22 protein-coding genes are annotated in these 26,662 nt (G+C 63.2%); 2 read left to right on the top strand and 20 right to left on the bottom strand.

Translation table 11 applies throughout. The annotated features are described in order from the left end of the window. Together recG and AC07PQ_RS15985 are read left to right on the top strand one after the other, a co-directional pair. Window positions 1–2,076 carry an ATP-dependent DNA helicase RecG gene (recG, locus tag AC07PQ_RS15990; RefSeq protein ID WP_007921149.1) on the top strand — a complete coding sequence of 692 codons (2,076 nt, stop codon included), beginning with the start codon at window positions 1–3 and terminating at the stop codon, window positions 2,074–2,076. Between the two features lie 78 nt (window positions 2,077–2,154). Further along, entirely contained in the window at window positions 2,155–3,555 is a 1,401-nt protein-coding gene (locus AC07PQ_RS15985) for an aminoacyl-tRNA deacylase and HDOD domain-containing protein (RefSeq protein WP_085532825.1), read from the top strand. Window positions 3,556–3,631: 76 nt separating this feature from the next. Here the strand turns inward: AC07PQ_RS15985 and AC07PQ_RS15980 are convergent, their stop codons facing one another. The 20 genes from AC07PQ_RS15980 to tssH form a co-directional block, all read right to left on the bottom strand. Then, window positions 3,632–4,015 (bottom strand): helicase, encoded by a 384-nt coding sequence (locus tag AC07PQ_RS15980; RefSeq protein ID WP_150053177.1) that lies wholly within the window; start codon window positions 4,013–4,015, stop codon window positions 3,632–3,634. Window positions 4,016–4,213: 198 nt separating this feature from the next. Continuing rightward, window positions 4,214–4,642 carry a hypothetical protein gene (locus AC07PQ_RS15975; RefSeq protein ID WP_493185881.1) on the bottom strand — a complete coding sequence of 143 codons (429 nt, stop codon included), beginning with the start codon at window positions 4,640–4,642 and terminating at the stop codon, window positions 4,214–4,216. Window positions 4,643–4,729: 87 nt separating this feature from the next. Next, complete coding sequence (gene tli1a, locus AC07PQ_RS15970; protein WP_414004192.1) at window positions 4,730–5,275, bottom strand: Tli1a family immunity protein; 546 nt, start codon at window positions 5,273–5,275, stop codon at window positions 4,730–4,732. Continuing rightward, window positions 5,275–5,805: a Tli1a family immunity protein gene (tli1a, locus tag AC07PQ_RS15965; RefSeq protein ID WP_493185880.1), complete on the bottom strand. Its 531-nt coding sequence runs from the start codon at window positions 5,803–5,805 to the stop codon at window positions 5,275–5,277. Before tli1a (AC07PQ_RS15965) ends, tli1a (AC07PQ_RS15970) begins: the two co-directional genes overlap by 1 nt. 1 nt (window position 5,806) lies before the next feature. Then, the gene (locus AC07PQ_RS15960; RefSeq protein WP_493185879.1) at window positions 5,807–5,950 is read right to left on the bottom strand and encodes a hypothetical protein; all 144 of its coding nucleotides are present in this window, start codon (window positions 5,948–5,950) and stop codon (window positions 5,807–5,809) included. A gap of 357 nt (window positions 5,951–6,307) precedes the next feature. Then, window positions 6,308–8,944 (bottom strand): T6SS phospholipase effector Tle1-like catalytic domain-containing protein, encoded by a 2,637-nt coding sequence (locus AC07PQ_RS15955; protein WP_493185878.1) that lies wholly within the window; start codon window positions 8,942–8,944, stop codon window positions 6,308–6,310. Then, window positions 8,929–9,549 carry a Tli1a family immunity protein gene (gene tli1a, locus AC07PQ_RS15950; protein ID WP_493185877.1) on the bottom strand — a complete coding sequence of 207 codons (621 nt, stop codon included), beginning with the start codon at window positions 9,547–9,549 and terminating at the stop codon, window positions 8,929–8,931. The genes AC07PQ_RS15955 and tli1a (AC07PQ_RS15950) overlap by 16 nt, the downstream gene beginning before the upstream one ends. Continuing rightward, on the bottom strand, window positions 9,537–10,079 hold the full coding sequence (gene tli1a, locus AC07PQ_RS15945; protein ID WP_493185876.1) for a Tli1a family immunity protein: 543 nt from the start codon (window positions 10,077–10,079) through the stop codon (window positions 9,537–9,539). Before tli1a (AC07PQ_RS15945) ends, tli1a (AC07PQ_RS15950) begins: the two co-directional genes overlap by 13 nt. After that, a complete protein-coding gene (gene tla1 / locus AC07PQ_RS15940) occupies window positions 10,076–10,882 on the bottom strand; it encodes a toxin Tle1 chaperone Tla1 (RefSeq protein WP_087087517.1) in 807 nt (268 codons plus the stop codon). The genes tli1a (AC07PQ_RS15945) and tla1 overlap by 4 nt, the downstream gene beginning before the upstream one ends. A gap of 11 nt (window positions 10,883–10,893) precedes the next feature. Further along, window positions 10,894–12,960, bottom strand: coding sequence for a type VI secretion system Vgr family protein (locus tag AC07PQ_RS15935; protein ID WP_493185875.1), 2,067 nt, complete (start codon window positions 12,958–12,960; stop codon window positions 10,894–10,896). Between the two features lie 21 nt (window positions 12,961–12,981). Next, a complete protein-coding gene (locus tag AC07PQ_RS15930) occupies window positions 12,982–14,046 on the bottom strand; it encodes a serine/threonine-protein kinase (protein ID WP_493185874.1) in 1,065 nt (354 codons plus the stop codon). Continuing rightward, complete coding sequence (locus tag AC07PQ_RS15925; protein ID WP_007930264.1) at window positions 14,043–14,771, bottom strand: PP2C family protein-serine/threonine phosphatase; 729 nt, start codon at window positions 14,769–14,771, stop codon at window positions 14,043–14,045. The genes AC07PQ_RS15930 and AC07PQ_RS15925 overlap by 4 nt, the downstream gene beginning before the upstream one ends. Next, window positions 14,771–18,298, bottom strand: coding sequence for a type VI secretion system membrane subunit TssM (gene tssM, locus AC07PQ_RS15920; RefSeq protein WP_493185873.1), 3,528 nt, complete (start codon window positions 18,296–18,298; stop codon window positions 14,771–14,773). Before tssM ends, AC07PQ_RS15925 begins: the two co-directional genes overlap by 1 nt. Before the next feature lie 14 nt (window positions 18,299–18,312). Then, on the bottom strand, window positions 18,313–19,182 hold the full coding sequence (icmH, locus tag AC07PQ_RS15915) for a type IVB secretion system protein IcmH/DotU (RefSeq protein ID WP_007930266.1): 870 nt from the start codon (window positions 19,180–19,182) through the stop codon (window positions 18,313–18,315). 5 nt (window positions 19,183–19,187) lie between these two features. Further along, a complete protein-coding gene (gene tssK / locus AC07PQ_RS15910; RefSeq protein WP_007930267.1) occupies window positions 19,188–20,519 on the bottom strand; it encodes a type VI secretion system baseplate subunit TssK in 1,332 nt (443 codons plus the stop codon). A 2-nt stretch (window positions 20,520–20,521) separates the two neighbouring features. Further along, window positions 20,522–21,022 (bottom strand): type VI secretion system lipoprotein TssJ, encoded by a 501-nt coding sequence (gene tssJ / locus AC07PQ_RS15905; protein WP_007930268.1) that lies wholly within the window; start codon window positions 21,020–21,022, stop codon window positions 20,522–20,524. 5 nt (window positions 21,023–21,027) lie between these two features. After that, the gene (gene tagH, locus AC07PQ_RS15900; RefSeq protein WP_493185872.1) at window positions 21,028–22,221 is read right to left on the bottom strand and encodes a type VI secretion system-associated FHA domain protein TagH; all 1,194 of its coding nucleotides are present in this window, start codon (window positions 22,219–22,221) and stop codon (window positions 21,028–21,030) included. Between the two features lie 17 nt (window positions 22,222–22,238). Continuing rightward, on the bottom strand, window positions 22,239–22,379 hold the full coding sequence (locus AC07PQ_RS15895) for a hypothetical protein (RefSeq protein ID WP_007930271.1): 141 nt from the start codon (window positions 22,377–22,379) through the stop codon (window positions 22,239–22,241). A 95-nt stretch (window positions 22,380–22,474) separates the two neighbouring features. Continuing rightward, a complete protein-coding gene (locus AC07PQ_RS15890) occupies window positions 22,475–23,992 on the bottom strand; it encodes a sigma-54 interaction domain-containing protein (RefSeq protein ID WP_493185871.1) in 1,518 nt (505 codons plus the stop codon). Between the two features lie 10 nt (window positions 23,993–24,002). Further along, window positions 24,003–26,657 carry a type VI secretion system ATPase TssH gene (gene tssH / locus AC07PQ_RS15885; RefSeq protein WP_007930275.1) on the bottom strand — a complete coding sequence of 885 codons (2,655 nt, stop codon included), beginning with the start codon at window positions 26,655–26,657 and terminating at the stop codon, window positions 24,003–24,005. Window positions 26,658–26,662: the final 5 nt, after the last annotated feature.

Genomic DNA, 26,662 nt, shown 5'->3' with positions numbered 1-26,662 from the left:
ATGACTGAGCTGTCGAACGTGCCGGTCACGGCACTCAAGGGCGTCGGCGAAGCCATGGCCGAAAAGCTGGCCAAGGTCGGCCTGGAGAACCTGCAGGACGTACTGTTCCACCTGCCCCTGCGCTATCAGGACCGCACCCGCGTGGTGCCGATCGGCGCGCTGCGTCCCGGGCAGGACGCGGTGATCGAAGGCACCGTCAGCGGCGCCGACGTGGTGATGGGCAAGCGCCGCAGCCTGCTGGTGCGCCTGCAGGACGGCACCGGCGGGCTCAGCCTGCGCTTTTACCATTTCAGCAACGCGCAGAAGGAAGGCCTCAAGCGCGGCACCCGCGTGCGCTGTTATGGCGAAGCCCGTCCCGGCGCCTCGGGGCTGGAAATCTACCACCCGGAATACCGCGCCATCAGCGGCGATGAACCGCCGCCCGTGGACCAGACCCTGACCCCCATCTACCCGCTCACCGAAGGCCTGACCCAGCAGCGCCTGCGCATGCTGTGCCAGCAGAGCCTGGCCCTGCTCGGCCCGCGCAGCCTGCCGGACTGGCTGCCGCAAGAGCTGGCGCGGGATTACCAGCTGGCGCCGCTGGACGATGCGATTCGCTACCTGCACCACCCGCCGGCCGACGCCGATGTCGACGAACTGGCCCTGGGTCACCATTGGGCCCAGCATCGCCTGGCGTTCGAAGAGCTGCTGACCCATCAGCTGTCCCAGCAGCGCCTGCGCGAAAGCCTGCGCTCGCAACTCGCCCCGGCGCTGCCCAAGGCCACCCGGCTGCCGGCGCTGTACCTGAAGAACCTCGGCTTTCCACCCACCGGCGCGCAGCAACGGGTCGGCAACGAGATCGCCTATGACCTCAGCCAGCCCGAGCCGATGCTGCGGCTGATCCAAGGCGACGTGGGGGCCGGCAAGACCGTGGTCGCCGCCCTCGCCGCCCTGCAGGCGCTGGAGGCTGGCTATCAGGTGGCGCTGATGGCACCGACCGAGATCCTCGCCGAGCAGCACTTCATCACCTTCAAGCGCTGGCTCGAACCGCTGGGGCTGGAAGTCGCCTGGCTGGCCGGCAAGCTCAAGGGCAAGAACCGCACAGCGGCCCTGGAACAGATCGCCGCCGGCGCGCCGATGGTGGTCGGCACCCATGCGCTGTTCCAGGACGAAGTGCAGTTCAAGAACCTGGCGCTGGTGATCATCGACGAACAACACCGCTTCGGCGTGCAGCAGCGCCTGGCCCTGCGCCAGAAAGGCGTGGGCGGACGCCTGTGCCCGCACCAGCTGATCATGACCGCCACGCCGATCCCACGGACCCTGGCCATGAGCGCCTACGCCGACCTCGACACTTCGATCCTCGACGAGCTGCCCCCTGGCCGTACGCCGGTGAACACCGTGCTGGTGACCGACTCGCGGCGGGTCGAAGTCATCGAGCGGGTGCGCGCCGCCTGCGCCGAAGGGCGCCAGGCCTATTGGGTGTGCACGCTGATCGAGGAATCCGAAGAGCTGACCTGCCAGGCCGCGCAAACCACTTACGAAGACCTGAGCAGCGCCCTGGGCGAACTGCGGGTCGGCTTGATCCACGGGCGCATGAAGCCGACGGAAAAGGCCGAGGTCATGGGCCAGTTCAAGGCCGGTGAATTGCAGCTGCTGGTGGCCACCACCGTGATCGAAGTCGGCGTCGATGTGCCCAACGCCAGCCTGATGATCATCGAGAACCCCGAGCGCCTGGGCCTGGCCCAGCTGCACCAGTTGCGCGGTCGCGTTGGTCGGGGCAGCGCCGCCAGCCATTGCGTCATGCTCTACCATCCTCCCTTGTCGCAGATCGGCCGCCAGCGCCTGGGCATCATGCGCGAAACCAACGACGGTTTTGTCATCGCCGAAAAAGACCTGGAACTGCGCGGCCCCGGCGAGATGCTCGGCACCCGCCAGACCGGCCTGCTGCAATTCAAGGTCGCCGACCTGATGCGCGATGCCGACCTGCTGCCGGCCGTGCGCGATGCCGCCCAGGCCTTGCTCGAGCGCTGGCCGCACCACGTCAGCCCGCTGCTGGAACGCTGGCTGCGCCACGGGCAGCAATACGGCCAAGTGTGAGCAGCGTCTCAGTTAAGGGGCGAATGCCCCGATCAAGCTGGTTATACTCCTGAAATTGTTTGAAAACGGATACAGACCATGACAGAAGTTGCCCTCGCCACCGCAGCCCCGCACGCTCCGTCTGTAATCCGGCTGCTGCTCGGCAAGCTGGACATCGGTTTCACGGAAGTCCTCGACCATCCTGGCCTGCCGGCCGCGCGCAAGGTACAGGCGGTCCTGCTGGACGACGCCGTCGGCGCGCTGATGGTGCTGTTCCCACAGAGCCAGTTGCTGGACCTCAACCGCCTCGCCGAACTGACCGGCCGCCGCCTGACCGCCGTCTCCACGGAACGCCTGGAGCGCATGCTCGGCAAACACAACCTGAGCCTGCTGCCCGGCCTGCCGGCGCTCACCAGCTCGCCCTGCCTGTATGAAGAAAGCCTGCTGCGCGAGCCGACCCTGCTGATCAACTCCGGCGAGCCGGGCCTGCTGCTGGAAATCACCAGCGACGCCTTCAAGAGCATGCTGAGCAAGGCCAGCGCCGGCAACTTCGGCGAGGCCCTGAGCAGCATCCGCCCGAACCTCGACCGCCCGGACGACGACCGCGAGGAAATCACCCAGGCGATGCAGGCCTTCACCGCCCGGCGCATCCAGCAACGCCTGGAAGCGACCATCGAGATTCCGCCGCTGGCCGAAACCGCGCAGAAGATCATCAAGCTGCGGGTCGACCCCAACGCCACCATCGACGACATCACCGGCGTGGTGGAAACCGACCCGGCCCTGGCCGCGCAAGTGGTGAGCTGGGCCGCTTCGCCCTACTACGCCTCGCCGGGCAAGATCCGCTCGGTGGAAGACGCCATCGTCCGCGTGCTGGGCTTCGACCTGGTGATCAACCTGGCGCTGGGCCTGGCCCTGGGCAAGACCCTGAGCCTGCCCAAGGACCACCCGCAACACAGCACACCGTACTGGCAGCAGTCGATCTATACCGCCGCCGTCATCGAAGGCCTGACTCGCGCCATGCCGCGCGCCCAGCGCCCGGAAGCCGGCCTGACCTACCTCGCCGGCCTGCTGCACAACTTCGGCTACCTGCTGCTGGCCCACGTCTTCCCGCCGCACTTCTCGCTGATCTGCCGCCACCTGGAGGTCAACCCGCACCTGTGCCACAGCTACGTCGAACAGCACCTGCTGGGCATCAGCCGCGAACAGATCGGCGCCTGGCTGATGCGCTACTGGGACATGCCGGACGAGTTGTCCACCGCTCTGCGCTTCCAGCACGACCCGAGCTACGACGGCGCCTACGCCGAATACCCGAACCTGGTATGCCTGGCCGTGCGCCTGCTGCGCAGCCGCGGCATCGGCTCCGGCCCTGTCGAAGACATCCCTGACGCCCTGCTCGAACGCCTCGGCCTGTCCCGCGACAAAGCCGAAGACGTGGTCAGCAAAGTCCTCGAAGCCGAAGTGCTGCTGCGCGAACTGGCCTCGCAGTTCAGTCAGCACTGACACCCAGAAAAAAGCCCCGCTCCCGTAGGAGCGAGGCTTGCCCGCGATCATCTTCCGGCTGGTATACAGCCCGCCCTCAAGCCTTCGGCTTGGCCTTCTTCGGCTTCAGGTACTTGGTCAGCCCCTGGAACCAGATCACCAGCGCCGGGTTGCCCTTGATCTGGATCGACTTGTCCTGAATCCCGGTCATAAAGGCCAATTGCTTGTTCTTCGCCTGCATCGTGGCAAAACCATAGGCCGCGTCTTTAAAGGCAATGGCGAACGCTGGCTCGGGATACACACCCGCCTTGCTGGTAATCCGCTGATCCTTCACCCGGAAATGCCGCGCCACCTTGCCATCCAGCGTCTGCAGCTGGAACACCAGTTCCTTGTCACCCAACTGCTGCTGGAACGCCGGATTGGTCCGGCTGGCCTTGCCCATCAACAGCCCCATCATCCACAGCAGAAAACGAAATTTCATGCGCAAAGCCCCAAAGGAAAAATGAACGGCTGGCGCAGTGTAGCGGCTTCGGAGGGGAACGCCACCGTTATGCAGCGTTAGAGAAAGATGACTGTCTTTTTAGCGAAAATGACCACCAAGTCACTTCAGACTCCCTGTAGCCGCTGCCGCAGGCTGCGATCGAGTGCGCAGCCCTCGCAAAGGGATGTGGACCCAACACTATCGTTGCTCAAGGCAACTGCTGTAAGCCCGAGCAAAACGCTCGTCATACCTCAACACCACCGGTTCCTCAGGATCCACCGTGATATCCAGCAACGACCCATCGTTCACACCATACCTCACCCACCCGAGCGTTCCCGTTCCCTGCGTAGCGAAAAACACCTTGGCCCGAATCGTCTCGCCATCGTCCTCGTCGATCAGCAAGTTGGCCTTCTCGTTGGCGACCTCCCGAAAGGGAAAGTTACTGCTCCTGACCAACTCGGTGAGGTAACCGTAACAACCCTCTCCCGACTCTTGGCCTTTCGCTGAACACGTCATGATCGGCAACAGTGTTCCGAGCAAGACACCAGCACCGAGTCGGCTCATACGCTTTACAGAGAACAGGCCTTCAAATGCGTTAAAGGAAGGGTGCTGAATGACAAACCTCATGGATTTTCCACCTTAAACAAGAGAACTCGCGACAACTCGCCATAGTCATGCCTGGCGGCCTCCATCCTCATGAGGCCCCAAAACTGATCAAAGAACCGGGCACGCTGCCGGCTCCTTCATCTGGAAGTATTCCCGGTCGGGGTAGTTGGGATTGCTGGGCGTATAGCAGGTTGTCGATACCCGCACCTGATCGCAGGGAAGGAAGTGAACCTGGAGTGCACAGACTTTCTCCCCGTACTGCGGGATATCCACAGCAGCGCGATGTTGGGTGTACTTGGCAGCGTGCTTTCGGTATGCCTCGCGATAAGCGTCCGTTCCAAGGGGAGGCCAATTTACAGACTCACCTGGGTGGGGATCCTTTTCCCACGTCACTGTTGCCTTCAAACCCGGGCGCCAATCGCGGGGTAAGACAGCGCAACAAACCTCACCCCCACCAGCCAAATTCGGACCAAGATTTGGGCCTCCGGCCCCGTTAATAGTGAAGGAGTTGATAGTCGCCGAAGTGTGGTTGTATCCGGTTACTGGTGCGCTCAACATTTCCGGACTGGTCTGACACGCTAAAAGCACCAGCATCCCAGCTATTCCAACTGTCATTCGCCCAGGCAACGCTCCCCACCTCATAGCACGCCTCATCAGTCCGGACATACTTTGGGCTCCGGCATATTCATCGGAAAGTTGTAGGGATAACCAGGGTACCCAGGAGTAATGCCTGTAGCCGAAACCCGCACTTCATTACACGGAAGAAAGTGAACCTTCAGGCTTCCTGGTTCATCATATTTTGGTATTTCCACTGTCATTTCATGACGTGAATATTGTTTTTTATGCACTGCCATACGCGCCCTCCATTCATCAGAGTAAGGGCGCTCACTCCATTTTCCGTAAGCATAGGGCGCGGGATCCTTTTCCCACACCACAATAGCTCGCAAGCCTGGAGTCCAGTTTCGCGGGACCATGCCACAACACACCTCACTGCCACCCGCCTGATGCGGACCCGCATTACCACCTCCAGCGCCATTGACGCTGAACCAGTTGATCGCAGCCGAGGTGTGGTTGTACCCCGCCACCGGAGCACTCAGCATTTCCTGACGGACCTGGCATGCAGAAAGCATCAGCGCCCCCAACATCCCCAGCGCCATTCCTCCGAACAATCGCTGCTGGTTCATATCAGCCACCGCATCGGTCGTTGGTAACAACGAAGGAGTCATCCTTCGGCCCTTCTTTATTCGCCGCCAGCTCACCACAACCTGGGTCATAGCAATCAAAGCCAGGCAGAGAGTTGAAGTACTTTTCGTTGAAGAGGATGAACATTGCTTACTCCCTGTCGATAGCCATCCATTACGTCCGTGAGGCCATGAAGAGTTGCTCATCGAAGCCCAACGAGAAACTCACAAGACGCTACCAAGTTGAGCGTTTGGCGAATGTAGGAAAACACCAATTTAGCGGCACGATGATTCCTATTTGATGCACGACGAATAAGGATTTGGCTGGAAACGATCGCGAAGGCTTACTGAAAGGCCCGACACGTATGTTGTTGGGCCAGCTTTATGAGAAAACGAGGGACCATCGTTTAAATGTGATGCAGTCTTGCTCAACCACCTGCAAAAGCACGGTTGAATCAGCAAGCAAAGGGCGACTCAACGAGTACCGCCCTTTACTGCCTTACAGCTACACCTTCTTCTCGGACGATTTCAGATTGCCGACCTGATTCGCCAGCATGTCTTTCCAGCCACCGGGCTTGTCCTCATCGTTGGCAGCTTTCGCCAACATCCCGGCCAATGATCCCGCGTCCTTGTTGCGGGCGGCCTCTATAGCCTCCAGCGCCTGGTGCGCCACCAGGATTTTCTGCAACGCTGGCGTGTTGGCGGTCGCTTCGTTCAATGGCAACAGTGGCGGCAATGCCGCGACTTTAGCGGTGAGATCTCCCGGTGCCTTGGTGAACGCCCGCAGCGAATCCATATTGCTCATCATTGGCAGGGCAATGCCCGTGAGTGGATCGAAGGCGCTGACTTCCGGCTGTTCCGGCAGGCCGACCTTGCCGCTGAGCACTGGCAGCGCCAGGGAGGGCAAGAATAGACCTAACAACATGCGCGGGTCTTTCTTCTTGATACTCAGGCCAACACTGGCCACGGCGATACCGAGCCCGATTACCCGGCCAGCAGTAGCCAGCAACGACAGCTGCTTGTTTGACTCGTTGTCGAAGTGCACCAGGCGAATACGGAAGTAATCGGTGAAGGGCTCACGAGGCACAACGCCGGAGCTGTTCATGAACCATGCGCGAGAGTCGTGTACCTGATCGTCAAACAGCGACACTAACGCTTCCTGACCTGCTCTAGGCTGGTTGGGTGCACTGAACATCTCTTCGTAACGATCCGTACCTTCTTTATGGAGGTAGGCGTACTCCTCGGCTTCATCCTCTTCGTTGATCAGGTACACCGTGCCACCAAGCAGCATGTCGATAACCGCAACACTGGTATGACCGTCGCCGACCAACCCCCACTCGCGCCGATAGTCATGACGGAACTCGGCAGCCGCTCCAAGCAACTGACGGGTATCGAGCGAAGGCTCGAAGGCTTTTTCCCAACGGGCGTTTTCGTACTTGTCCTTGCCAACGATTTGTATGTTGAGCTGATGCTCTCTTTCCTCGCTCTCGGAATAAGTCGGTGCAGGTTTCCCCTCCGCAGCTGCAGTGGTTTCGGCTTTGTGGCGTTTCTCCAGCGCCTCCCACGCATCGATCTTGGCCTGAGGCATATCGGCAGACACGTTTTTGAAAAAATCACGCTGTGCCAGGCCACCCGCGTAGCGGTCGATACGCCAGGCGGTAATCAATGCTTGCTGGCGTTTGATCATGTCTTCGAGCGGACCGCCGCCTTGGCTAGCGGCATCGGATTGCCAAGCGTTGAAGCGAGTGATGAGTTCGTCGGAGACGTTGAACTCATCAAATGTATCTCTATCCATCACCCGCCATTCGTCGTGAGTGCCTTCTTGTCGAGCGAGCGCCGGCACTTGCAAAGGTGCTCCAGCTTGAAACGCCTCTGCGTAGAGATGTTGCAATGCGATCTGAGAAAGTAGATGACCTGTACCAGCCATGGCTTTTCCCTGATCTTTCGGTGGATAACCACCACCGACGTCTGAGTGCACACCGGGATACAGATACTCAACAGTTCCACTACGGTAGCTGGATGGCTGACTCGTGTCTCGCTGCCCGGTGGCGTTTTTTGGACGACGACGAATCGAGTCCAGTGGGAAACTGGCTCGCTGTTCATGTGCAGACGCCAAGTGCACACAGCGCTTTAGAAAGTGGCAGTCTTCCGGCAGCGATGTCTCCATGCACTGTTCTACGACCTCATCAGGCAAACGCATGGTGCCATCAGCCCAGTCCATATGCCCGGCAGCAAAGGGGGCACTGTCGGCAAGGCCCACAGCCGCCACTGTGTCGCAGATACCAAGAAACTCAATGGAGATCGGCAACCCAGCAAAACGATACTCCACCTTGCCATTACTGCCTTGGCAGCGCGTGAGCGCCTGGAGCCAGTTGGTGAAGGTCCGCGCCTGTGCCGCCCCCCGGGAGAACCCATAAACATACAAACGCATGGCCAGAATATGTGGCTTCTCTTCAGAATCCTGGCGTTGCTTCAGGACTTTTTCCAGCTCGTCCATATAGGGGCGCATGGCGGCTTCGCGTTTTTTTCCGCCATTTTCCAGAAGACCCGCGCTAAAGACATTGCCGTACCAATTAGTGGCCATGGCATCCACCAGTGCCTGAGTGTTAGCCAGCGAAAGAGGATCTTGTCCTGGGAGCGCATCCTTTAACACTGCAATCATCCGAGTCAGGCCCCAGTTGATCCGGTTTTCACCACCGCTGGCCGCCACCAACCCCATATTTTTTGGTGTGAATTCACGAATGTCGGGAAATACAGTTCCCACGCCAGGGCTGTAATAACGATAAAAACCTTCTGTCTGGGTAGTTGGGTCCGCACCCAAGCTCGCATGAAAGAGCCGTGCGATATTGCTACATGATGAAGGCGTCGAGGCACTATCGGCTTGATCATTGTTATTAGTGCCATCGAAAGCCACCGTAACATGAAGCGTTTTGCAGCATGGCGCGCCAATATTTGCATCACCCTTGGCCTGAAGCGACTTACGTTGCTGATTGCCAAATGCAGTTTCGTCACGCTTTTGGTGCTTGATATTTTCCGAAAGCTGCTTGGGATCCGTAGGTAGTCGTCCACCTATCGGGAAAATTGGTGCAATCTTTGCTGCACTAGGACGCGGCTTAACTCCTTTGCTCATGGGTTCGGACATACCTTTGGCTCCTCCATGTTCATCGGGTAGTTATAAGGATATCGAGGATCACCTCGCTTGATATTATCCGCAGAAACACGAACTTGATCACATGGTAGAAAGTGGACCTTAAGACTTCCTGCTATTTCGTATCTTGGGATATCGACAATAACTTTATGATGTGAGTATTCTTGTTTTGCCTTCTCCATACGTTTATTCCACGCATCTGAATAAGGACGCTCAGGCCATTTTGCATAAGAATATGGATCAGGATCCTTTTCCCACTCGACAATTGCCCGCAACCCCGGAGTCCAGTAACGAGGAACCATGCCGCAGCAAACTTCACTGCCCCCCCCCTGATGAGGAGCAACGTTCGGGCCTCCAGCTCCATTGACCGTGAAACGGTTGATTGCTGCTGAAGTATGGTTATAGCCGGTCACTGGTGCCGATAACATCTTGGACTCAGCTTGACAGGCACTTACGCCCAATAATCCAAAGACCAGTAAAATCCGATAACTAGAGACTTCAAAGCGCCTAAATTTGAAGACACTCCGCCTGAATACAGAAACGCCTACTCTTAACCTCAATAGACCAATCACAGCACCCTTTACTATTAATCGGAACATACCTTCGGCCCCTCCATGTTCATCGGGTAGTTATAGGGATAACCCGGAGAGCCGGGTTTAATATTGTCAGCAGAAACACGTACTTGGTCGCACGGAAGAAAATGCACCTTCAAACTCCCCGCTACAGCGTACCGAGGGATCTCAACCGTGACTTTGTGGCGTGAGTAGTTGGCGGCATGGCGCTTGTAGTCCTCAGGATCAAGCTGACCATACTGGTCTCGTTTGATGTAGCCGCCAGGATCAGGATCCTTTTCCCACTCAACAATCGCCCTAAGTCCCGGTACCCACTCGCGAGGAACAACACCACAGCAAGCCTGTTTTCCCCCTCCCTGATGAGGCCCCAAATTCGGCCCACCAGCACCATTGACCGTAAAACGGTTGATCGCCGCGGACGTGTGGTTGTAGCCCGTCACCGGCGCGCCCAGCATCTTGGAGGGGCTCTGGCAGGCCGAGATCATCAGCACACTGCTGACACCCAACAACAGCCGTAGCACCAGGCTGTTGGCGCTTCCCTTAAAAGACCGATTCATATCAACGGCCTCGCTGGCTCGTCGATGACGAAAGGCGAGTTATCCAGCAGCCATTCCTGGATAAAAGGCTGGCGCTCTTCCGGCTCCTTGAGGCCTTTTTTATTGGCGGCCAGCTGGCTGTGGAACAGGTGGCGGATCAGGCCTTCCTTGCGGCTCATGCCGTAGTCCTGCGGGGTGGCGCAACGTTCGATGCGGTAGTTGTCGGCCTCGGTCCAGGCCAGCAGGTTGGCCACTTGCGGGTGGTCGAACATGAAGGGCTCGATAACCGGTGGCGGCGCGTGGCGCACGTAGTTGCCGGGCAGGCTCTGGGCCTGCTGGTCGCGGTCGAGCCAGTGCCAGACGATGACCGGGGTGTGGAAGGCCTGGCCTTGCGCCGGAGTCAGGGTTTCGCACACCGGCACGAACATGCGCGGGTCGTAGTAGCGCAACACACCTTCGGAGCGGCCCTGGTTCCAGCGCGCCTGGGTGCAGCTGCACAGGTGCCCGGCCAGGGCTTCGAAGCTCCAGGGGCTGAACAGCGCCAGCACATGCTGATTGCAGTCAACGGCGCTGATAAAGGTTTTCAACCAGGGCTTCTGCGCCTTGTTCACCCGCAGCAGCAGAGGGCCGAAATCGGCGATCGCCACTTCCGGGGTGTTGTCGAACAGCTTGGCCAATACCGGTGCGTCCGGCTGGTTCGCCAGTTCCTCCAGCAACGGGTAGTCGAGGCTGGTGGCGTCGATCAGCAGGTCGATATGCTCCTGGCCCAGTCGTTGGGTTTCGTCCCATAACAGCTCGTGCCACTGCGGATTGCTTGCGTACATGTCAGGGTCCTTTAGCGTGCCGCCAGGGCTTGGCTGTTACGTTTGGCCCGGGCGAGGCATTCCTTGCACACGGGTGGCGGTGGCATGGGCGTGTTGCCAGGTGCAACCAGGGGCAAATCACCCGCCTTGTCCTTGTCCACCAACCCCGGCAACGTCGGCGGTTTGATCCCAATCCCGGTCCCACTCCCCGGCGCTCCCCCGGCATTGATCTTCACCACCGCCCCCACCACCGTGACGCCGCCGGCATCGAGTTTGATAAAGCTGCCGCCGGCCTTGATCGTCAGTTCGCTGCCCGCCTCGATCACCATCTTGGCGCCAGCCTTGAGGTGGATTTCCTGGCCGGCTTTGGTCAGTTGCGCGGTGCCGAGTTTGATGTGCTGGTTTTCGCCCACGGTGAGGTGGTCGTCGACCTTGGTTTCGATCTTGCGGTCGGCGTGGGTGATGCGGTGTTCTTCGGCCTTGAGTTCGGTGTAGGTGTTCTTTTCCACGGTGTCGTGGCGTTCGTGGCCAATGCGGATTTTCTGGTCGTGCTCGATGTTTTCGTCCCAGTCGCGCTGGGCGTGGATGAAGATCTGTTCGGCGCCTTTTTTGTCTTCGATGCGCAGTTCGTTGTAGCCGGCGCCGCCTGGTGAGCTCATGGACTTGAACACCGTGCGGGTCTTGTTCGCCGGCAGGGCGTACGGCACCGGGTGTTCCTTGTGGTACAGGCAGCCGGTGATCAGCGGCTGGTCGGGGTCGCCTTCGAGGAAGGTCACCAGCACTTCCATGCCGATCCGCGGGATGACGAGGGCGCCGTAGCGGTCGCCGGCCCAGCTGGAGGACACGCGCAGCCAGCAACTGGTCTTGTCGTCGGCCTTGCCTTCGCGATCCCAGTGGAACTGCACCTTGACCCGGCCGTACTGATCGCAGTGGATTTCTTCGCCCTTGGGCCCGGTGACCACCGCGGTCTGGCTGCCGAGGACGCGCGGTTTCGGGTGGTTCAGGGCCGGGCGGTAGAACACCTGCCAGGGCGTGGCGAGAAAGCGGTTGCGGTAGCCCTGGTGGAAGTCGTCCTTGTTGTCGGTGGTGTCGCTGGTCACCGACTCTTCCAGCACCTGCGGCTGCTTGCCTTCATGAACGATATGGGTCAGCAGCCACAGGTCGTTCCACTCGCTGCGCGGGTGCTCGGACAGTTCCAGGAAGTGGCCGCTGACCAGTCGTGTCTGGTCGCCCCAGCCTTCGGCCTGCTGATAGTCGGCACGGTGGCGTTCGAGGGCGCGCTGGCTGAGGAACTTGCCACGCGCGCGGTCGGTGAAACGGCCCGGGTAGTCGTAGTCTTCCAGGTCCGGTTCTTCACTGTCGGTCTCGGGTTTATAGGCCGCTTCCAGTTGCAGGCGCGGCTTCTCGAAGTCGTAATCGCGGCGGGTGGTGCGGCGGGTGCGGGTCTCCAGGCGCAGGTTGAAACCCTTGATCACCGGCTCGTCGGCGACCATGCCACTGCCCTGGATATAGGCGGTGGGCTGGCCAAGTTTGGGGAACACGGTCTGGTCGTCGCCGAACACCAGCAGATGGCCCTGCGGGCTGTGCTGGAAGTGGTAATGCAGGCCTTCCTCTTCGCACAGGCGCTGGATGAAGTGCAGGTCGGTCTCGTCGTACTGCACGCAGTAGTCGCGCTCCGGGCACGGGGTGCCGAGCTGGAACCGGTAAGCGTTGCCCTGGATGCCGTGCTCTTCGAGGATCAGCGCGATGATCTTCGGCGCCGACAGCTGCTGATAGATGCGCTGGTTGGTGCGGTGTTCGAGATAGGCCAGTTGCGGCACCAGCGACACCTTGTAGCGGGTCAGGCGCTTGCCGGCATCGCCCTGGGCCACGCGGTAGATCTGGCCGTGGATGCCACTGCCTTGCGGATCAAACGCTAGAAAAGCCTGCTTGTGCAGCAGGGTTTCCAGGTCCAGGTCGGGGTTCTCGCTGACCAGCTCCAGATCGAAACGGAACGGCTGGCTGATGCCTTCGATCCCCTCGAAAGACAGCACCTGCAAGTCACCCTGGAAGTCGTCGACCGTCAGGCTGAAGTGGGTTTCATTGGAAGGATTGAACATAGCTTGCTCCCTGTTCGATGGTCATCCGTTACGCCGATGGAACCAGCGTTGCAGCCAGGACGAATCCGCGCGCATGGCGTCGCGCAATGCTTGGGCGGAAATGGTGCGCTCCGCCGCGTCGAGGGCCAGCGCCGCGCGCAGGGCTGGCCAACAGTGTCTGGGTAGATGCCTGGGCGCCTGTAGCGAGCGGTCCAGGCGTTCGTCGCGGGCCTGGGTCGACGGCAACCGGCGATACGGGTGCTTGCCGCAGGCCAGTTCATAGATCACACAGGCCACCGCGTACAGGTCGGCGCTGGCCGACAAGGTGCCGCCCTCCAGCAATTCGGGGGCGGCATAGCCAGGCGTCCAGGCGTTGAAGCGGCTGCGGCTCAGTTGCGGCAGGCCGGGAAGGATGCCCTCCTCGGCCTGACTCAGGCCGAAGTCGAACAGCCGCACGCCGTCTTCGCAGAGCATCACGTTGCTCGGCTTCAGGTCGCCGTGCAGCACACCGCGAGCGTGGCTGTACGCCAGGGCATCGAGCAGTGGCCGCACCACATCGCGCAGCTCTTTCCACGGCAGCCCCAACGGCCGCTCGCAGAGCAGTTTGTCCAGGGTCAGGCCGCGCATCAGTTCCATGGTGATGAAGGCGCGCTGGCACTGGGTGTCCACCTCGAAGCTGTGCAGGCGCACGACGTTCGGGTGGCGCAGGCGTCGGGTCAGGGCGAACTCGCTGTAGAGCAAGGCGCTGGCATCCGGCGTCTCGGAAAATTCTTCGCTCATGACTTTGAGCGCTATGTAAGGGTCGGGATCGCCGAACTGCTCATGCAGCAGGTCCCGCGCGCGGTAGACCGCGCCCATGCCACCGGCCCCGAGCAGGCGCTCGAGGCGGTAACGTCCGGCCAATACGTCCGGCAACCCGCCCACCGGCGCCCCGGCCTGGGCCTTGGAGCGGGGGCGGTTCCTGGAGCGGTTGCGGCCTTTGCCCTTGGCCTTGGGCGCCACGGGACGCGGCGCCTCATTGGCCTTGGCGAAGGCGAAATAGGTCAGGTTGCTGGCCTCTTCCTCGCTCATCAGGATGTTATCCAGACCGGATTTGAGATCACTCATTGGCGGATCACCACGGCTGTCAGGTTGTCCCGCGCCGAACCACGCAGGGCGCCGTCGAACAGACGCTCCAGCGCCACTTGCGGCGAAGCCAGGCTCAAGGCATTGCCCAGCGCGTCGCTGGTCAGGCCCTGGTACAGGCCGTCGCTGCACAGCAGGAAGGCATCGCCGGGGTAGACCTGCAGCTCCAGCACATCCAGGGTCAGCTGCTCGCTGGCGCCCACCGCCCGGGTCAGGGCATTGGCCGCCGGATGGGCCCGCGCCTGCTCGACGCTCATCTGCTGCTCGTCGATCAGTTGCTGCTGCAGCGAATGGTCCTTGGACAGCTGGTACAGACGCTGCCCGCGCCACAGGTAACAACGGCTGTCGCCGGCCCAGATGCACGCCGCGCGGTCGCCTTCCAGCAACAGCGCGACCACGGTGCTGCCCATGATGCTGTCGTGGCGCTCGGCGGTGACAGTCAACTCCTGGCCCAGGCGCCGGTTGAGCCAGTGCAGGCACTGGCGCAGGCCCTTGAGCCGCTCGTCGAAGCTGTCTTGCGCCGGCAACTCGGCCAGGCTGGCGACGATCAACTGGCTGGCGATGTCGCCACCCTGATGCCCGCCCATGCCGTCCGCGACCACCCAGAGCCCCTGCTCCGGACAGTCGAGGAAGGCATCTTCGTTGCGCGCCCGAACCTTGCCCGGGTCGGTACGCGCAGCGCTGCGCCAGGTACTGGCAACCAGCATCAGAGCTGCACCGGCATGCGGAAGGTACGCAGCACGCCCATGTCGAACGGGTTCGGCGTGCGCTGGCTCATCAGCAGATAGTTGGCGCGCAGGCCGCCCAGGTCGGCCTTGAGCACCAGCACGTCACGGCCGGTCAGGTACTCGGTCTGCATCAGGTCGAACAGACGGAACAGCGACCAGGGGCCGGTGTTCTTTTCGATACCCACCGGGCGCCCGGCCATCTTGTCCAGCACCAGGCTGGTGCGACCGTCTTCGGCATCAGTCGGCCACTTGAAGGACACCGGCACGATCGGGCCATGGCGGTATTCCATGGTCTTGTCGCCGAAGCGGAACTCGGAACGGCTCACCGCCGGGTCCAGGGTGTAGGGCTCCAGCTTGAACTGCACCTGCGGCTCCGCCGGGTTCTCCGAGAAGAAGCTCTGGCGGATCACCTGGGCGGCGGCCATCTGGTCGAGGTAGACCTTGGACATCGGCAGGCTGTGGCCGTCGATGCTGCGCAGGCGGTAGTTGCCTGGATCGCCGCTGACGAAAGGCCGCATGTAGGTTTCAAAGAAGCGATCGGCGATGCCCTGGGCCTTGAAGAACTCGCGGAAGTCGCTGATGGCGACATCGCTGGTGCTGTGGGCGCTGAACGGATAACGCTTGCTGATGGCCTTGCCGTAGAAGCTGTACAGCTCGCTCTGATAGCGCTGGTTGAGGTACTGGTAGGAGTCGTTGAGCACCAGGCGCCAGGTGTCTTCCGCCAGCACGTTGAACCACACGCTCACCGGACGCGGCAGGCGCACCGAGGCGTTGCGCAGGTTGCTCAGGGCATCGCGCTGGCCGCTCATGCGGGTCTTGGCCATTTCGAACGCCGCCTGCTCGGGCGCGCTGGCACGGGCCAGGCCGGCCAGTTGCAGTTGCAGGTCGTTCAACGCTTGCAGCGCTGGCGTCAGGTCCGCCGCCGGGCCGTTGTTGTCATCCAGCAGGCGGTGCAGCGGTTCGAAGCGACGTTGCAGCGACTTCTTCGCGGTGTCCGGCAGGTTCTTGGCCAAAGCTTCCTGGGCCTTGCCCGCGGCAGCCGCCGCGACCTTGCCCAGCGCCCCGCCCTTCTCGGCGGCTTTATCCGCCGCGGCGGTCACGTCTTCGGCGCTTTCGGCGATGGCCTGGAAGCGGGTGTTCTCACGCACTTCCACCAACAGTTGCAGCACCGGCGAGTTGGCCGAGGTCAGGCCGGCGACCTGATCGGCGCCTTCGCCGGCATCGTTGAACGGCTGCAGGCCGACCTGGCCCACTGCTTCGCTCCAGAAGTTGGCGTAGTCGCGGAAGTACAGCTGCTCCAGCTCCACCATCAGGCGGCGCAGGTCCATGCCGCTGATGCCGCTGCCTTCGCCCAGCACCCAGTTGTCACGCAGGATATCGGTGACCAGCGCCGTGCCCTGGACCGAGAAATACTGCTGGTAACCCTGCTGGGTGTAGAAGCCCGGGATCGCGTAGTCGGTGCCGACAAACAGGCTGCCCTGCGGCCCCAGGTGCTGGCTCAGGCGGTACTCCGGCAGGCTCCGCGCCTGTTCGCGCAGCACGCGATAGACCACGTTGGCCAGCGACTCGCTGCGCAGCACCTGGCGCGCCTGGGCCACCAGCGTGTCGTTGAGCGGGTAGCTGAACGGCAGCTTGAGCAGGCGTTCGAAGTGCGCGCCCAGGCCGTTCTGCACCGCGGTGTTGCCGGCGTAGCGCGTCGACCAATCAGTGGCCACCCAATCCTTGAGCCAGGACGGATCGCGGCGATCCTGCATGTTCAGCATCAGGTACGCCCGCAGGCTGTTGAGCAGGCGGTCGCGGTCGCGCATGTTGCTGCGGATCTGCCCTTCGAGCATCTGCGCCACCCGTGGCAACAGCTGCGCTTGCAGCTCACGCTCGTAGGCGCTGAGCACCACCGGGTTGCTTTCCTCGCCCTGGTACAGGCCGACCCGCTCGTGCAGTGATACATCACCCTTGGCCGGGAACACCTTGGTGGCTTCGAAGCTGGTGTCCAGGGTCTTGAGCGCCGCCATCGCGTCGTCGCGGGCGGTCAGCGCGGTGCGCTGCTGGTTCCAGTTCTGCGCCAGGGAGCGCAGGTTTTCCAGGCGCTCGTAGTTGGCGGAGAAACCGCCGGCCCAGAGCAGGCCGAACAAGGCCAGGGCCACCAGCGCGCCAACGTACAGCGCACGCTGGCCCCAATGGATGCGATTACGCTCGCGCTTGTCCAGGCCAGCCAGGTCGGCCTCGGGGAAAATCACCCGGCTCAGCAGGTGGTGAATGAAGCGCGAACGGCCGCTGCGCAGGGTCGGCAGCACGCCGGCCGCCATGCCCAGGCTGGCGCCGATGCTGGCGGTGTCGGGGTCGAGCTTTTCGGTCAGGTGCGGTGCGCTGGTCAGGTAGAAACCGCGCAGCTGGCTGGCCCGCTGGTAGCGGTTGCCGGTGAACGCCATGTCGACGAACAGGCACAGGCGCTCGCCGATCTGGCCCAACTGATGCGGGAAGTCGAGGATGCGGCCACGGCGCTGGGTGTCGCGCTCCTGGTGCATGCGCATGATCACCTGGCTGTTCAGGCGCCGCAGCAGCTCTTCGAACTCCTGGCGCAGCACGGCGACGTCGGTGCCGTTCTGTTCCTTGCGGAAGCTGGTGCCGAGCACCTGGTCGCTTTCCTCGCGGCTCAGCTGGTCGAAGAACTCGTCGAAGCCCAGCAACTGGTCGGCCTTGCTCAGCACCAGGTACACCGGCACATCGACATGCAGTTTCTGGTGCACGTCCTGCAGGCGCGCGCGGACCTGGCGCGCCAGGGTCTCGAGATCCTGCTCGTTGCCGCTCAGCAGCAGCTCCACCGGAATGGTCACCAGCACGCCATTGAGCGGACGCCCGCGACGGCGCTTGCGCAGCAGGTTGAGCAAGGTGCTCCAGGCGCTGGCGTCGACTTCCGCGTCGGGCTGGGTCAGGTAGCGGCCGGCGGTGTCGATCAGCACGCCATGGTCGGCGAAGTACCAGTCGCAATGCCGGGTGCCGACGGTGTCGCGGGTCAGCTTGCGGTCGATCTTGTTGATCGGGAACTCAAGGCCCGAGAAGTCCAGCAGGCTGGTCTTGCCGCTGCTCTGCGGACCGATCAGCAGGTACCAGGGCAGGTCGTTGCGCCAGCGCTCGCTGCGCCCGCGGTACAGGCTGGAGGTTTTGAGGGTGCGCATGGCTTCCTTGAAGCGGCTGCGCAGCTCTTTCTGTTCCTCGTCGATCAGCTCTTCGCGGCGCAGGCGTTCCTGGCCGTCTTCGCTGTCTTCCATTTCTTTCTTGCGGACCCCGGCGCGCCAGCTGACGAAGACCATGGTCAGGCCCCAGATCAGGAACAGCACGCTGATGGTCAGCAGGCGCGAGGTCGCGCTTTCCCAGAACTTGTAGTCGTTGACCGCCAGCAGCGGCCCGACGAACCACACCAACAGTGCCACGAACAGCACCAGCAACAGCGTCCAGACCCACGTCTTGCGCAGGAAGGCGCCGACTTTCTTGAAGAAGTTTTTCATCACACATCCCTGTATTACGGCTGGGGCTGGACCACGGCCGGGTCAAGCTGCTGATAAGGTTGCAGAACGGTCTCGCGCTGCTCGCCCAGAACCCAGGCGAACCCCGAATACATCACCACCAGGCAGACCACCGTGAACAGCGCGACCATCCACCACGGCACGATGCGCACCAGGCTGCGGCGCTTGTCGTGCAAGCCTTCCCAGTGTGGCGACAGCTCGCGCGGCACGTCGCCACGCAACTGACGGATCTGCCGGTACAGCGCATCGCGAATGCCTTCGAGTTCGAGCATGCCGCGGGCCATGACCCGGTACTTGCCCTCGAAGCCCAGCGACAGGCACAGGTACATCAGCTCCAGCATCGGCAGGTGCTTGACCGGGTTCTTCGACAGCCGGTCCAGCAGCTGGAAGAACTTCTCGCCACCAAAGGTCTCGTTGTGGAAGCTGCTGAGCAGGCTCATCTGCGACCACTCGCTTTCATTGCCCCACGGGGTGGTGACCACCGCCTCGTCGACCACGGTGCACAGCACGTAGCGGGCGGCCATGACCTGGCTGCTTTCGGCGCCGTTGTGCAGGGCGCGCACCTCGAACAGCTTCAGGGCCGAGGTCAGGCGCTCGTTGAGCGCGTACAGGTCTTCGCGGGTGTCGCTGTGCTTGAGGCGCACCACTTCCGACAACAGGTCCGAGGCCGCCGCCACCAGCGCGTTCAGGCTGATGTTGAAGGCCTCGGCCGGGCGCAGGCGCGCGGCGTAGATCATCCGTTCTTCCAGTTGCTCGAAGCGCGGCGGCGCGGCGAAATCGGTCAGCGGACTCTGCGCCGGGCCATGGCCCTGGCGATCGAGCAGGACGGTCTTGTCGTCCTGGTTGTGTTCCATGTCCTTGATCATGTCGGTCAGTTCCTGATGGCCCAGAATTTCAGTTCAAGCTCGGCGAATTCGCCGGACACGTGGAAGGCGAAACCGCCGGAACGCTCCAGTTGCGCCAGGTCTTCGGAACTGAGTTCGAGGATGAAATAGGTTTTGTTGGAGTGGAACGCGATCTGCCGTGGCGCCACCGGCAAGGGTTTGACCTTGATCCCCGGCAGGTGCAGGTTGACCAGCTGGCGAATCCGCTCCACCGGGCCGACCTTGAGGTGCGCCGGCAAGCGATGGCGCAGTTCTTCGGAGTCGCAGTTGGCACTGGCGGCCAGGACGAACGAGGCCGAACCCAGCAGCTTGTGGTCGTGCAACGGCGACACGATGATCCCGTACTGACGCGCCTGCAGCACCAGCTCGATGGCGTGCTGTTCGAGCACCATCGACAGCACCTGGCGGATCGCGTCCATCAACTTGCGAAAGCTCGCGCCCTGGTCGCTGTGCTGGTAGCGGCTGTCCAGGCGCGGGCGCTTGCTGTCGCTGGCGAAGGTCGCCAGATCGCCGAGCATGGTCAGCAGCGTGCGGTACAGCTCTTCCGGGTGCACCTGCTCCAGGCCCAGGTAGTGGCGCAGCAGCAGTTCGGTGCGGTTGATCAGTTGCAGCATCATGAAGTCGCCGACTTCGGCGCCGCCGACCTTGCCGTTGGAGCGGATCCGGTCGGCAATGGTGTCGCCGCGGTGGCTGAGCATGCTGATCACTTCTTTCAGGCACGACAGCAGGTAGCTCGAGGCATGGGCGTGGATGAAGGTCGGCACGAAGTCCGGGTCGAGGCTGATCACCCCGTCGGGCGTGGTGTCGAGGACTTCGCAGAGCTTGAGCTTCACATAGGCCTGGTCGCTCTGTTGCTCGCCCAGCAGCAGGCGGAAGTCCGGCCGGGCACAGCTGACCTGGCTGCTGGAATCGTCGCCGGCGTTGGAGTCGGCCACCTCCGCCTCGTAGGCGGTGTAGCGCGCCAGCACGTCGGACTGCTCCGGACGGCGCGACTCGATGTGGTTGCCGGTCACCAGCGGCAAGGCCAGGTAGACCGGGGTGTTGCCGGTGTTCGGCGGCACGTCGAGGGCCAGCGGCTCGGTGTTGCCGCCCAGCTCGAACAGGCTGCCGTCGGGCAGGATGCCGGAGGCCTGACTGATCACCAGCTTGCCCATGTTGAGGAACTGCAGGTCGATCTCCAGGCTCAGGAATCCCCAGGAATAACTGCCCAGCAACTGGGTGCGGGTTTTCATCTGGTAGTCGTAGTAGCGATCGTTGTGCTGGAAGTGCTGCGGGCGCAGCAACATGCCTTCCTGCCAAATGACTTTATGCACGTTCATGATTACTTGTCCGCCTTGGCGAGCGTTGCGTTGCTGGTGCGGATACCGGCCTGGTCGAGGGTCAGGTCGGCTTCGGTCAGCTCCACCGGAGTGAGCTGCACCACATAGCGCCACTGGGCTTCGGAGATATCGCGGTAGGCCGCCAGCACGCCGACGTAACGGCTGCCTTCTTCGACGCTGAGCTTGAGTTCCACGGTTTCACCCGGACGCAGCTCCAGCTCTTCGCTGGCCACCATGTCCGGGGCCAGGGACTCCTTGGCGCGCTCGTAGAGGCTGAAGAAATCGGCGTTCTCGAAGGCCACCGGATGCTTGAGCTCGATCAGCCGCACCACGATCGGCGACGGGCGACCGTTGAGGTCCGGGTTGAGCTGGTCGCTGGCGGTCAGTTTGAGGTTGAGCTTGGTCATGGTCGAGTACGGCGACAGCGACGAGCAGCCGGCCAGCAACGCCAGGGCGGTCAGCATGGCCAGCGTCTTGAGTAACAGGGTCGAGCAGCGAGACATGCGCATCATCCTTGGTGTTCGGTGTGAAGGGTGGAGATCAGGCGGATCTGTTCTTCGTAGGCCTGGGCGAAGTCACGGGCCAGCAGGCGTTCGCTCCAGTCATCGTCCTGACGCAGGGCCTGGTGATAGCGGTTGTAGGCTCTCCAGCGGCTGCCGGAGGTGGCCAGCAACGGCTTGTTGTCGCGCTCGAAACGCAGGGTCAGCTGCTGCGGCGAGAAATGCTCGAGGGTGCCGCGCACGGCCGCGCGGCTGGCGGTCAGCAGCGCCACCTGATGCGCCTGCAGATCGCGGAAGGCACGGGAGATCGCCTGCTCGGCCGGCAGCTGGCCAGGCTTGTTGCCTTGCAGCAGGATGCCCAGCGCTTCGCTGGCGTCCACGGCGAACTTCAGTGGGTTCTTGCTGCCGCCCTGGGCGGTGGTCAGGGCCAGGCGCAGTTCGTTTTTCAGCTCGCTGCGGGTGCGCAGGCTCTGCTGCAGGCCACCGATGCTTTGCTTGAGCAGGCGCGCGGCATTGAGCGCCAGGGCTTCGCGGCTGTCGTGGTCGAGGCCTTTGAGGTCCACCCCCAGCGCCGCGCCGAAATGCTCCCAGAAGCCTTCGCTCTGGCGTTCCACCGGGGCCGGCTCGACGGCGACCGGCGCCTCGGGCTGCGCCACCAGTTCCGGCACCAGCAGGCTTTCCATGTCGATGCGCGCATAGTCCGCGCGCTGGCGTGGTTCCTGGCGCGGCGTGTTGAGCGCGGTCAGCTCGTCGATTTCCGAATACACCCGCTCCTGCTGATCCAGCGCGTTGAGCGGGTCGAGGTCGAGGAATGCGTCATCGGGAATGATGCTGCCAGCGGCCTGCGGACGCCCGACTTCGGCGTCGAAGGTCGCCGGATCGCGCACCAGGCGCGCACGGATCTCGAAATCCCCCAGCACATAGATGCTGCCGTGCTCGATACGCTGCGGCTCGCCCTTGCGCAGGCGCGCGCCGCTGTCGCTGGCCTGGATACCATTGCTGCTGGTATCGGTGAGGAAGAACGTACCGTCGCGGTAGCTGACGATCGCGTGGTGATTGGACAGGTGACGCTTGCGGTCCGGAATGATCCAGTCGCAATCCTCACCCCGCCCGATCACCCCGCCGGCCTGCTTGAAGGTTTTGCTGCTCAACTCCGTGGGCACGAACTGCTTGGTGTTCAGCATTTCGAAAACCAGTTCCATGATGATGCTCCTTGCGGTCACTTGCCGCGATTGACCGCCTGCGGATCACCCAATGGGCGATAGGTGTTGTCGTTGAATTTGTAATTACCGCTACAGCCGCCGAGGCCGCTGAGAACGATCAGAGCCAGCAGGGCGGCTTGCCAGTGACGAACAGACATCAGAGGGTCTCCATGGGTAGACAATGCACAAAGCGCCGACCCTTGCGGGCGACGCCTGGCGAAACGAAAAAGGCGCTGGGGAAAGTCATGTCGCGCTAACCCTCGAAGTCGCCAAGATTGATGTTCAGCCGCCCGAGGCGGTACAGCAGCGTGCGCCTGGGCAACCCCAGCTCGCGGGCCGCCAGGGTCTGGTTGCCGTCGTTCTTGCGCAGGCAATCGAGCAGCAGATGACGCTCGACCTTCTCCAGGCGTTCGCGCAGGTTCAGCCCGGGTTCCTCCGGCAACGCTTCGATGCTCAGGGAGAAATGCTCGGCCAGCAGCTCGCCGCCTTCGCACAGCAGCACCGCCCGCTCCACCAGGCCCTTGAGCTCGCGCACGTTGCCCGGGAAGGTGTAGCCCGAGAGGTGATTGAGGGCGGTTTCCGACCAGCTCACCGGGTCGCGCTGGAGGAAGGCGCAGGCCTTGTCGGCGAAGTGCCGGGCCAGGTCGAGGATGTCGCCTTCGCGCTGGCGCAGGGCCGGCAGCTCGATCGGGAACTGCGCCAGGCGGTAGTACAGGTCCTCGCGGAACTTGCCCTCGCTGACCAGCACCGCCAGGTCGCGGTGGGTCGCGGCGATGATGCGCACGTCGATCTTGTGGGTGTCGTTGGAACCCAGCGGACGGATCTCGCCCTCCTGCAGCACGCGCAGCAGCTTGGCCTGCAGGGACAGCGGCATGTCGCCGATCTCGTCCAGCAACAGGGTGCCGCCATTGGCCGCGTCGAACAGCCCCGGCCGGTCGCGATCGGCGCCGGTGAAGGCGCCCTTGCGGTAGCCGAACAGCTCGCTCTCCAGCAGGTTCTCCGGGAACGCCGCGCAGTTCTGCACGATGAACGCCTGGGAGCGCCGCGGACCGTAGTCGTGGATGGCCCGCGCCACCACTTCCTTGCCGGTGCCGGTCTCGCCGCGCAGCAATACGGTGTAGGGGCTGTGCAGCACCTTGCTGATCAACTGGTAGGTCTGGCGCATGGCCGTGCTGTTGCCGATCAGCCCGTAGCCGCTGGCGCTGACCAGGGTGCTGGCCACCGGCGCCGCGTCGCCCACCGGACGCCGCAGGCGTTGCAGCAGGTGCAATTGCCCGAGCACGAACGAGCCCAGCTGGCCCATGGAGTCGGCGAAGCCCTGCAGGTCGACATGTTCGCGACTGGCGCACAGCAGCAGGCCCTCGACAGCCTTTTGCGTGTTCACCAGCGGCACGCACAACAGCGACTGCCAGGGCGTGTCCCGGGCCGGCAGGAAACTGGTTTCGTGCAGGCTGCCGCTCAGCCCCACCAGGCTCACCACGCGGTTCTGGCACAGGGCGAACTGCAGCAGCTGCTCACCGTTGTAGTCCGCCGGCAGGCTTGCCGCTTCCCGCGGTTGCAGGATGCCGCCCAGGCATTCGGCGCTGAGGCCGAGCCGGGTATGGGTGGCATCGAGCAGGTACAGCTGGCTCAGCTCGCAACCGCTGAGCCCGGCCACGCCGCGCACGAAATCGCCCAGCAGCGCGCCACCGTCGGCCGCCCGCGACAGGCTGGCGAACTGCGCCAGCAGCGCCTCGGCGTAGATCAGCGGTTGCGGTACACGAGTGAACATCACACCCACCTCAGGCGAACTCGCAGGTCACGCCGCCGCTGCTGTCGAGCGTCGCGTGCACGCGCTTGAGGTTCTCGCCGGTGGCCATGGCGTCCAGCAGGCGGTCGGCCACCAGCGGCAGTACGTGCAGGTCGAGCAGATGATCGATCAGGCGCGCGCCGCTTTCGCTCTGGGTGCAGCGCTCGGCCAGATGGTCGACCAGGTTCTGGCAGTGAGTGAAATCCAGCTGGCGACGGTTCAGGCGCTCACCTAAACGGCCCAGCTTGATTTCGATCAGTTCGCGCAGCACCGGGCCGCCCACCGGGTAGTACGGCACCACGCGCATGCGCGCCAGCAGCGCCGGCTTGAAGTGCTTGCTGAGCACCGGACGGATGGTCTCTTCCAGGGTCTCGGCGCTCGGCCGCTCGCCGTTCTCGCACAGCGCGCTGATGCGGTCGCTGGCCAGGTTCGAGGTCATCAGGATCAGCGTGTTGCGGAAGTCGATCTCGCGCCCTTCGCCGTCGTTGGCCACGCCCTTGTCGAAGATCTGATAGAACAGGTTGAGCACGTCCGGGTCGGCTTTCTCGACCTCGTCGAGCAGAATCACCGAATAGGGTTTTTGCCGCACCGCCTCGGTGAGCATCCCGCCTTCGCCGTAGCCGACGTAGCCTGGAGGCGCGCCGATCAGGCGCGACACGGTGTGCTTCTCCTGGAACTCGGACATGTTGATGGTGGTGATAAAGCGGTCGCCGCCGTACAGCAGGTCGGCCAGGGCCAGGGCGGTTTCGGTCTTGCCGACGCCGCTCGGGCCCACCAGCAGGAACACGCCCACCGGCGCGTCCGGCTTGTTCAGGCCAGCGGCGGTGGCGCGCATCGAACGATCCAGGGCGTGCACCGCCTGCTCCTGACCACGAATGCGCGCGCGCAGGTCGGTGGCGAAACTCGCGACCTTGGCGTTGTGCTCGCGGGCCAGTTGCGTCAGCGGCACGCCGGTCCAGGCACTGATCACTTCGGCCACCAGGCGCGGGCAGACTTCGAAGCTGACCAGGCGCTCCTGGCTCTGGGCATCGCTCAGGGCGCGATGGGTTTCGTTGAGGGCGGCTTCCAGCGCCTCGACGCTCTGCCCCTCTTCCACTTCGGCGGCGAGGGTCTCGATCACCGTGCCTTCGGCATCTTCTTCAACGCTGACGGTCGGCTCGACCGCCGCGGCCTCGCGGGCCTTGGCCAGTTGCTGGCGCAGTTCGAGCAGGCGCTCGGCCAGGGTGCGCTGTTCGCTCCACAGGGTTTCCAGGGCTTGCTGCTCGGCCTCGGCCTCAGCCAGACGGGCCTCCAGCGCGTCCAGGGCTTCCTGGTCGATCACCAGGCCGGCCTCGGCGTCGCGGCGCAGCGCCTGACGCTGACGGCCACCTTCGGCCAGCTCGCCACGCAGGCGCTCCAGGCTCTCCGGCGCCGCCGCCAGGCTGATGCGCACCCGGGCACAGGCGGTGTCGAGCACGTCCACCGCCTTGTCCGGCAGTTGGCGGCCGGCCAGGTAGCGGGCCGACAGTTCGGCCGCGGCCACCACCGCGTCGTCGCGCAGGTAGATACCGTGGCTTTTCTCGTAGACCTGGGCCAGGCCACGCAGGATGGTCACCGCCTCGCTGACGGTCGGCTCGTGCAACTGCACCGGCTGGAAGCGACGGGCCAGGGCCGGGTCCTTCTCGAAGTACTTCTTGTACTCGGCCCAGGTGGTGGCGGCGATGGTGCGCAGCTCGCCACGGGCCAGGGCTGGCTTGAGCAGGTTGGCCGCGTCGGAACCGCCGGCGTTGCCACCGGCGCCGATCAGGGTGTGGGCTTCGTCGATAAACAGAATGATCGGCTTAGGCGAAGCCTTGACCTCGTCGATCACGCCCTTGAGGCGGCGCTCGAACTCGCCCTTCACACTGGCGCCCGCTTGCAGCAGGCCCATGTCCAGCGACAGCAGCTCGACGCCCTTGAGCACTTGCGGCACTTCACCGGCGGCGATGCGCGAGGCCAGGCCTTCGACCACCGCGGTCTTACCGACGCCGGCCTCGCCGACCACGATCGGGTTGTTCTTGCGGCGACGGGCGAGGATGTCGACCATCTGGCGGATCGCGCCATCGCGGCACAGCACCGGGTCGAGCTTGCCCTCGCGCGCCTGCTGGGTCAGGTTGTGGGTGAAGCGCTGCAACAACGATTCGCCCGGCGCTGCCGGCTTGCCGCTGGCCGGCTCTTCCTTCTGTGACAGGGCGAAATCCTTCAGGCGCTCGATGTTCAGCTTGGCCAGCAGCGGCTGGTAACGGCTACCGGCATAACGCATCGGATTGCGCAGCAGCGCGAGGATCAGCGCCGCCTGCTCGACCTGGCTCTGGCCCAGCTCGAGGTTGGCCACCAGCAAGGCGTCCTGCAGCCACTGCACCAGCTCCGGGGCGAACACCGGGTTGCGCGAGGCGCTGTGTTCGACCCGCGATTGCAGCGCCGCGCTCAGCTCGCCGGCATCCACTTCGGCGTCCTGCAACGCGCGTGCGAGCAGGCCTTGCGGACGCTCCAGCAAGCCCAGCAGCAGGTCTTCGACCAGGATCTTGCTGCCGCCCCGGGCGACGCAGCGTTCGGCGGAGCTTTCCAGGTCACGGCGGGTTTCGGCGTCCAGCGCCTGGATCAGTTGCTGCAGGTCTACGTTGATCATGTCAT

This window comes from Pseudomonas sp. GW821-FHT09E12 (assembly GCF_059416085.1).
This window is presented reverse-complemented; position numbering and strand designations above follow the sequence as displayed.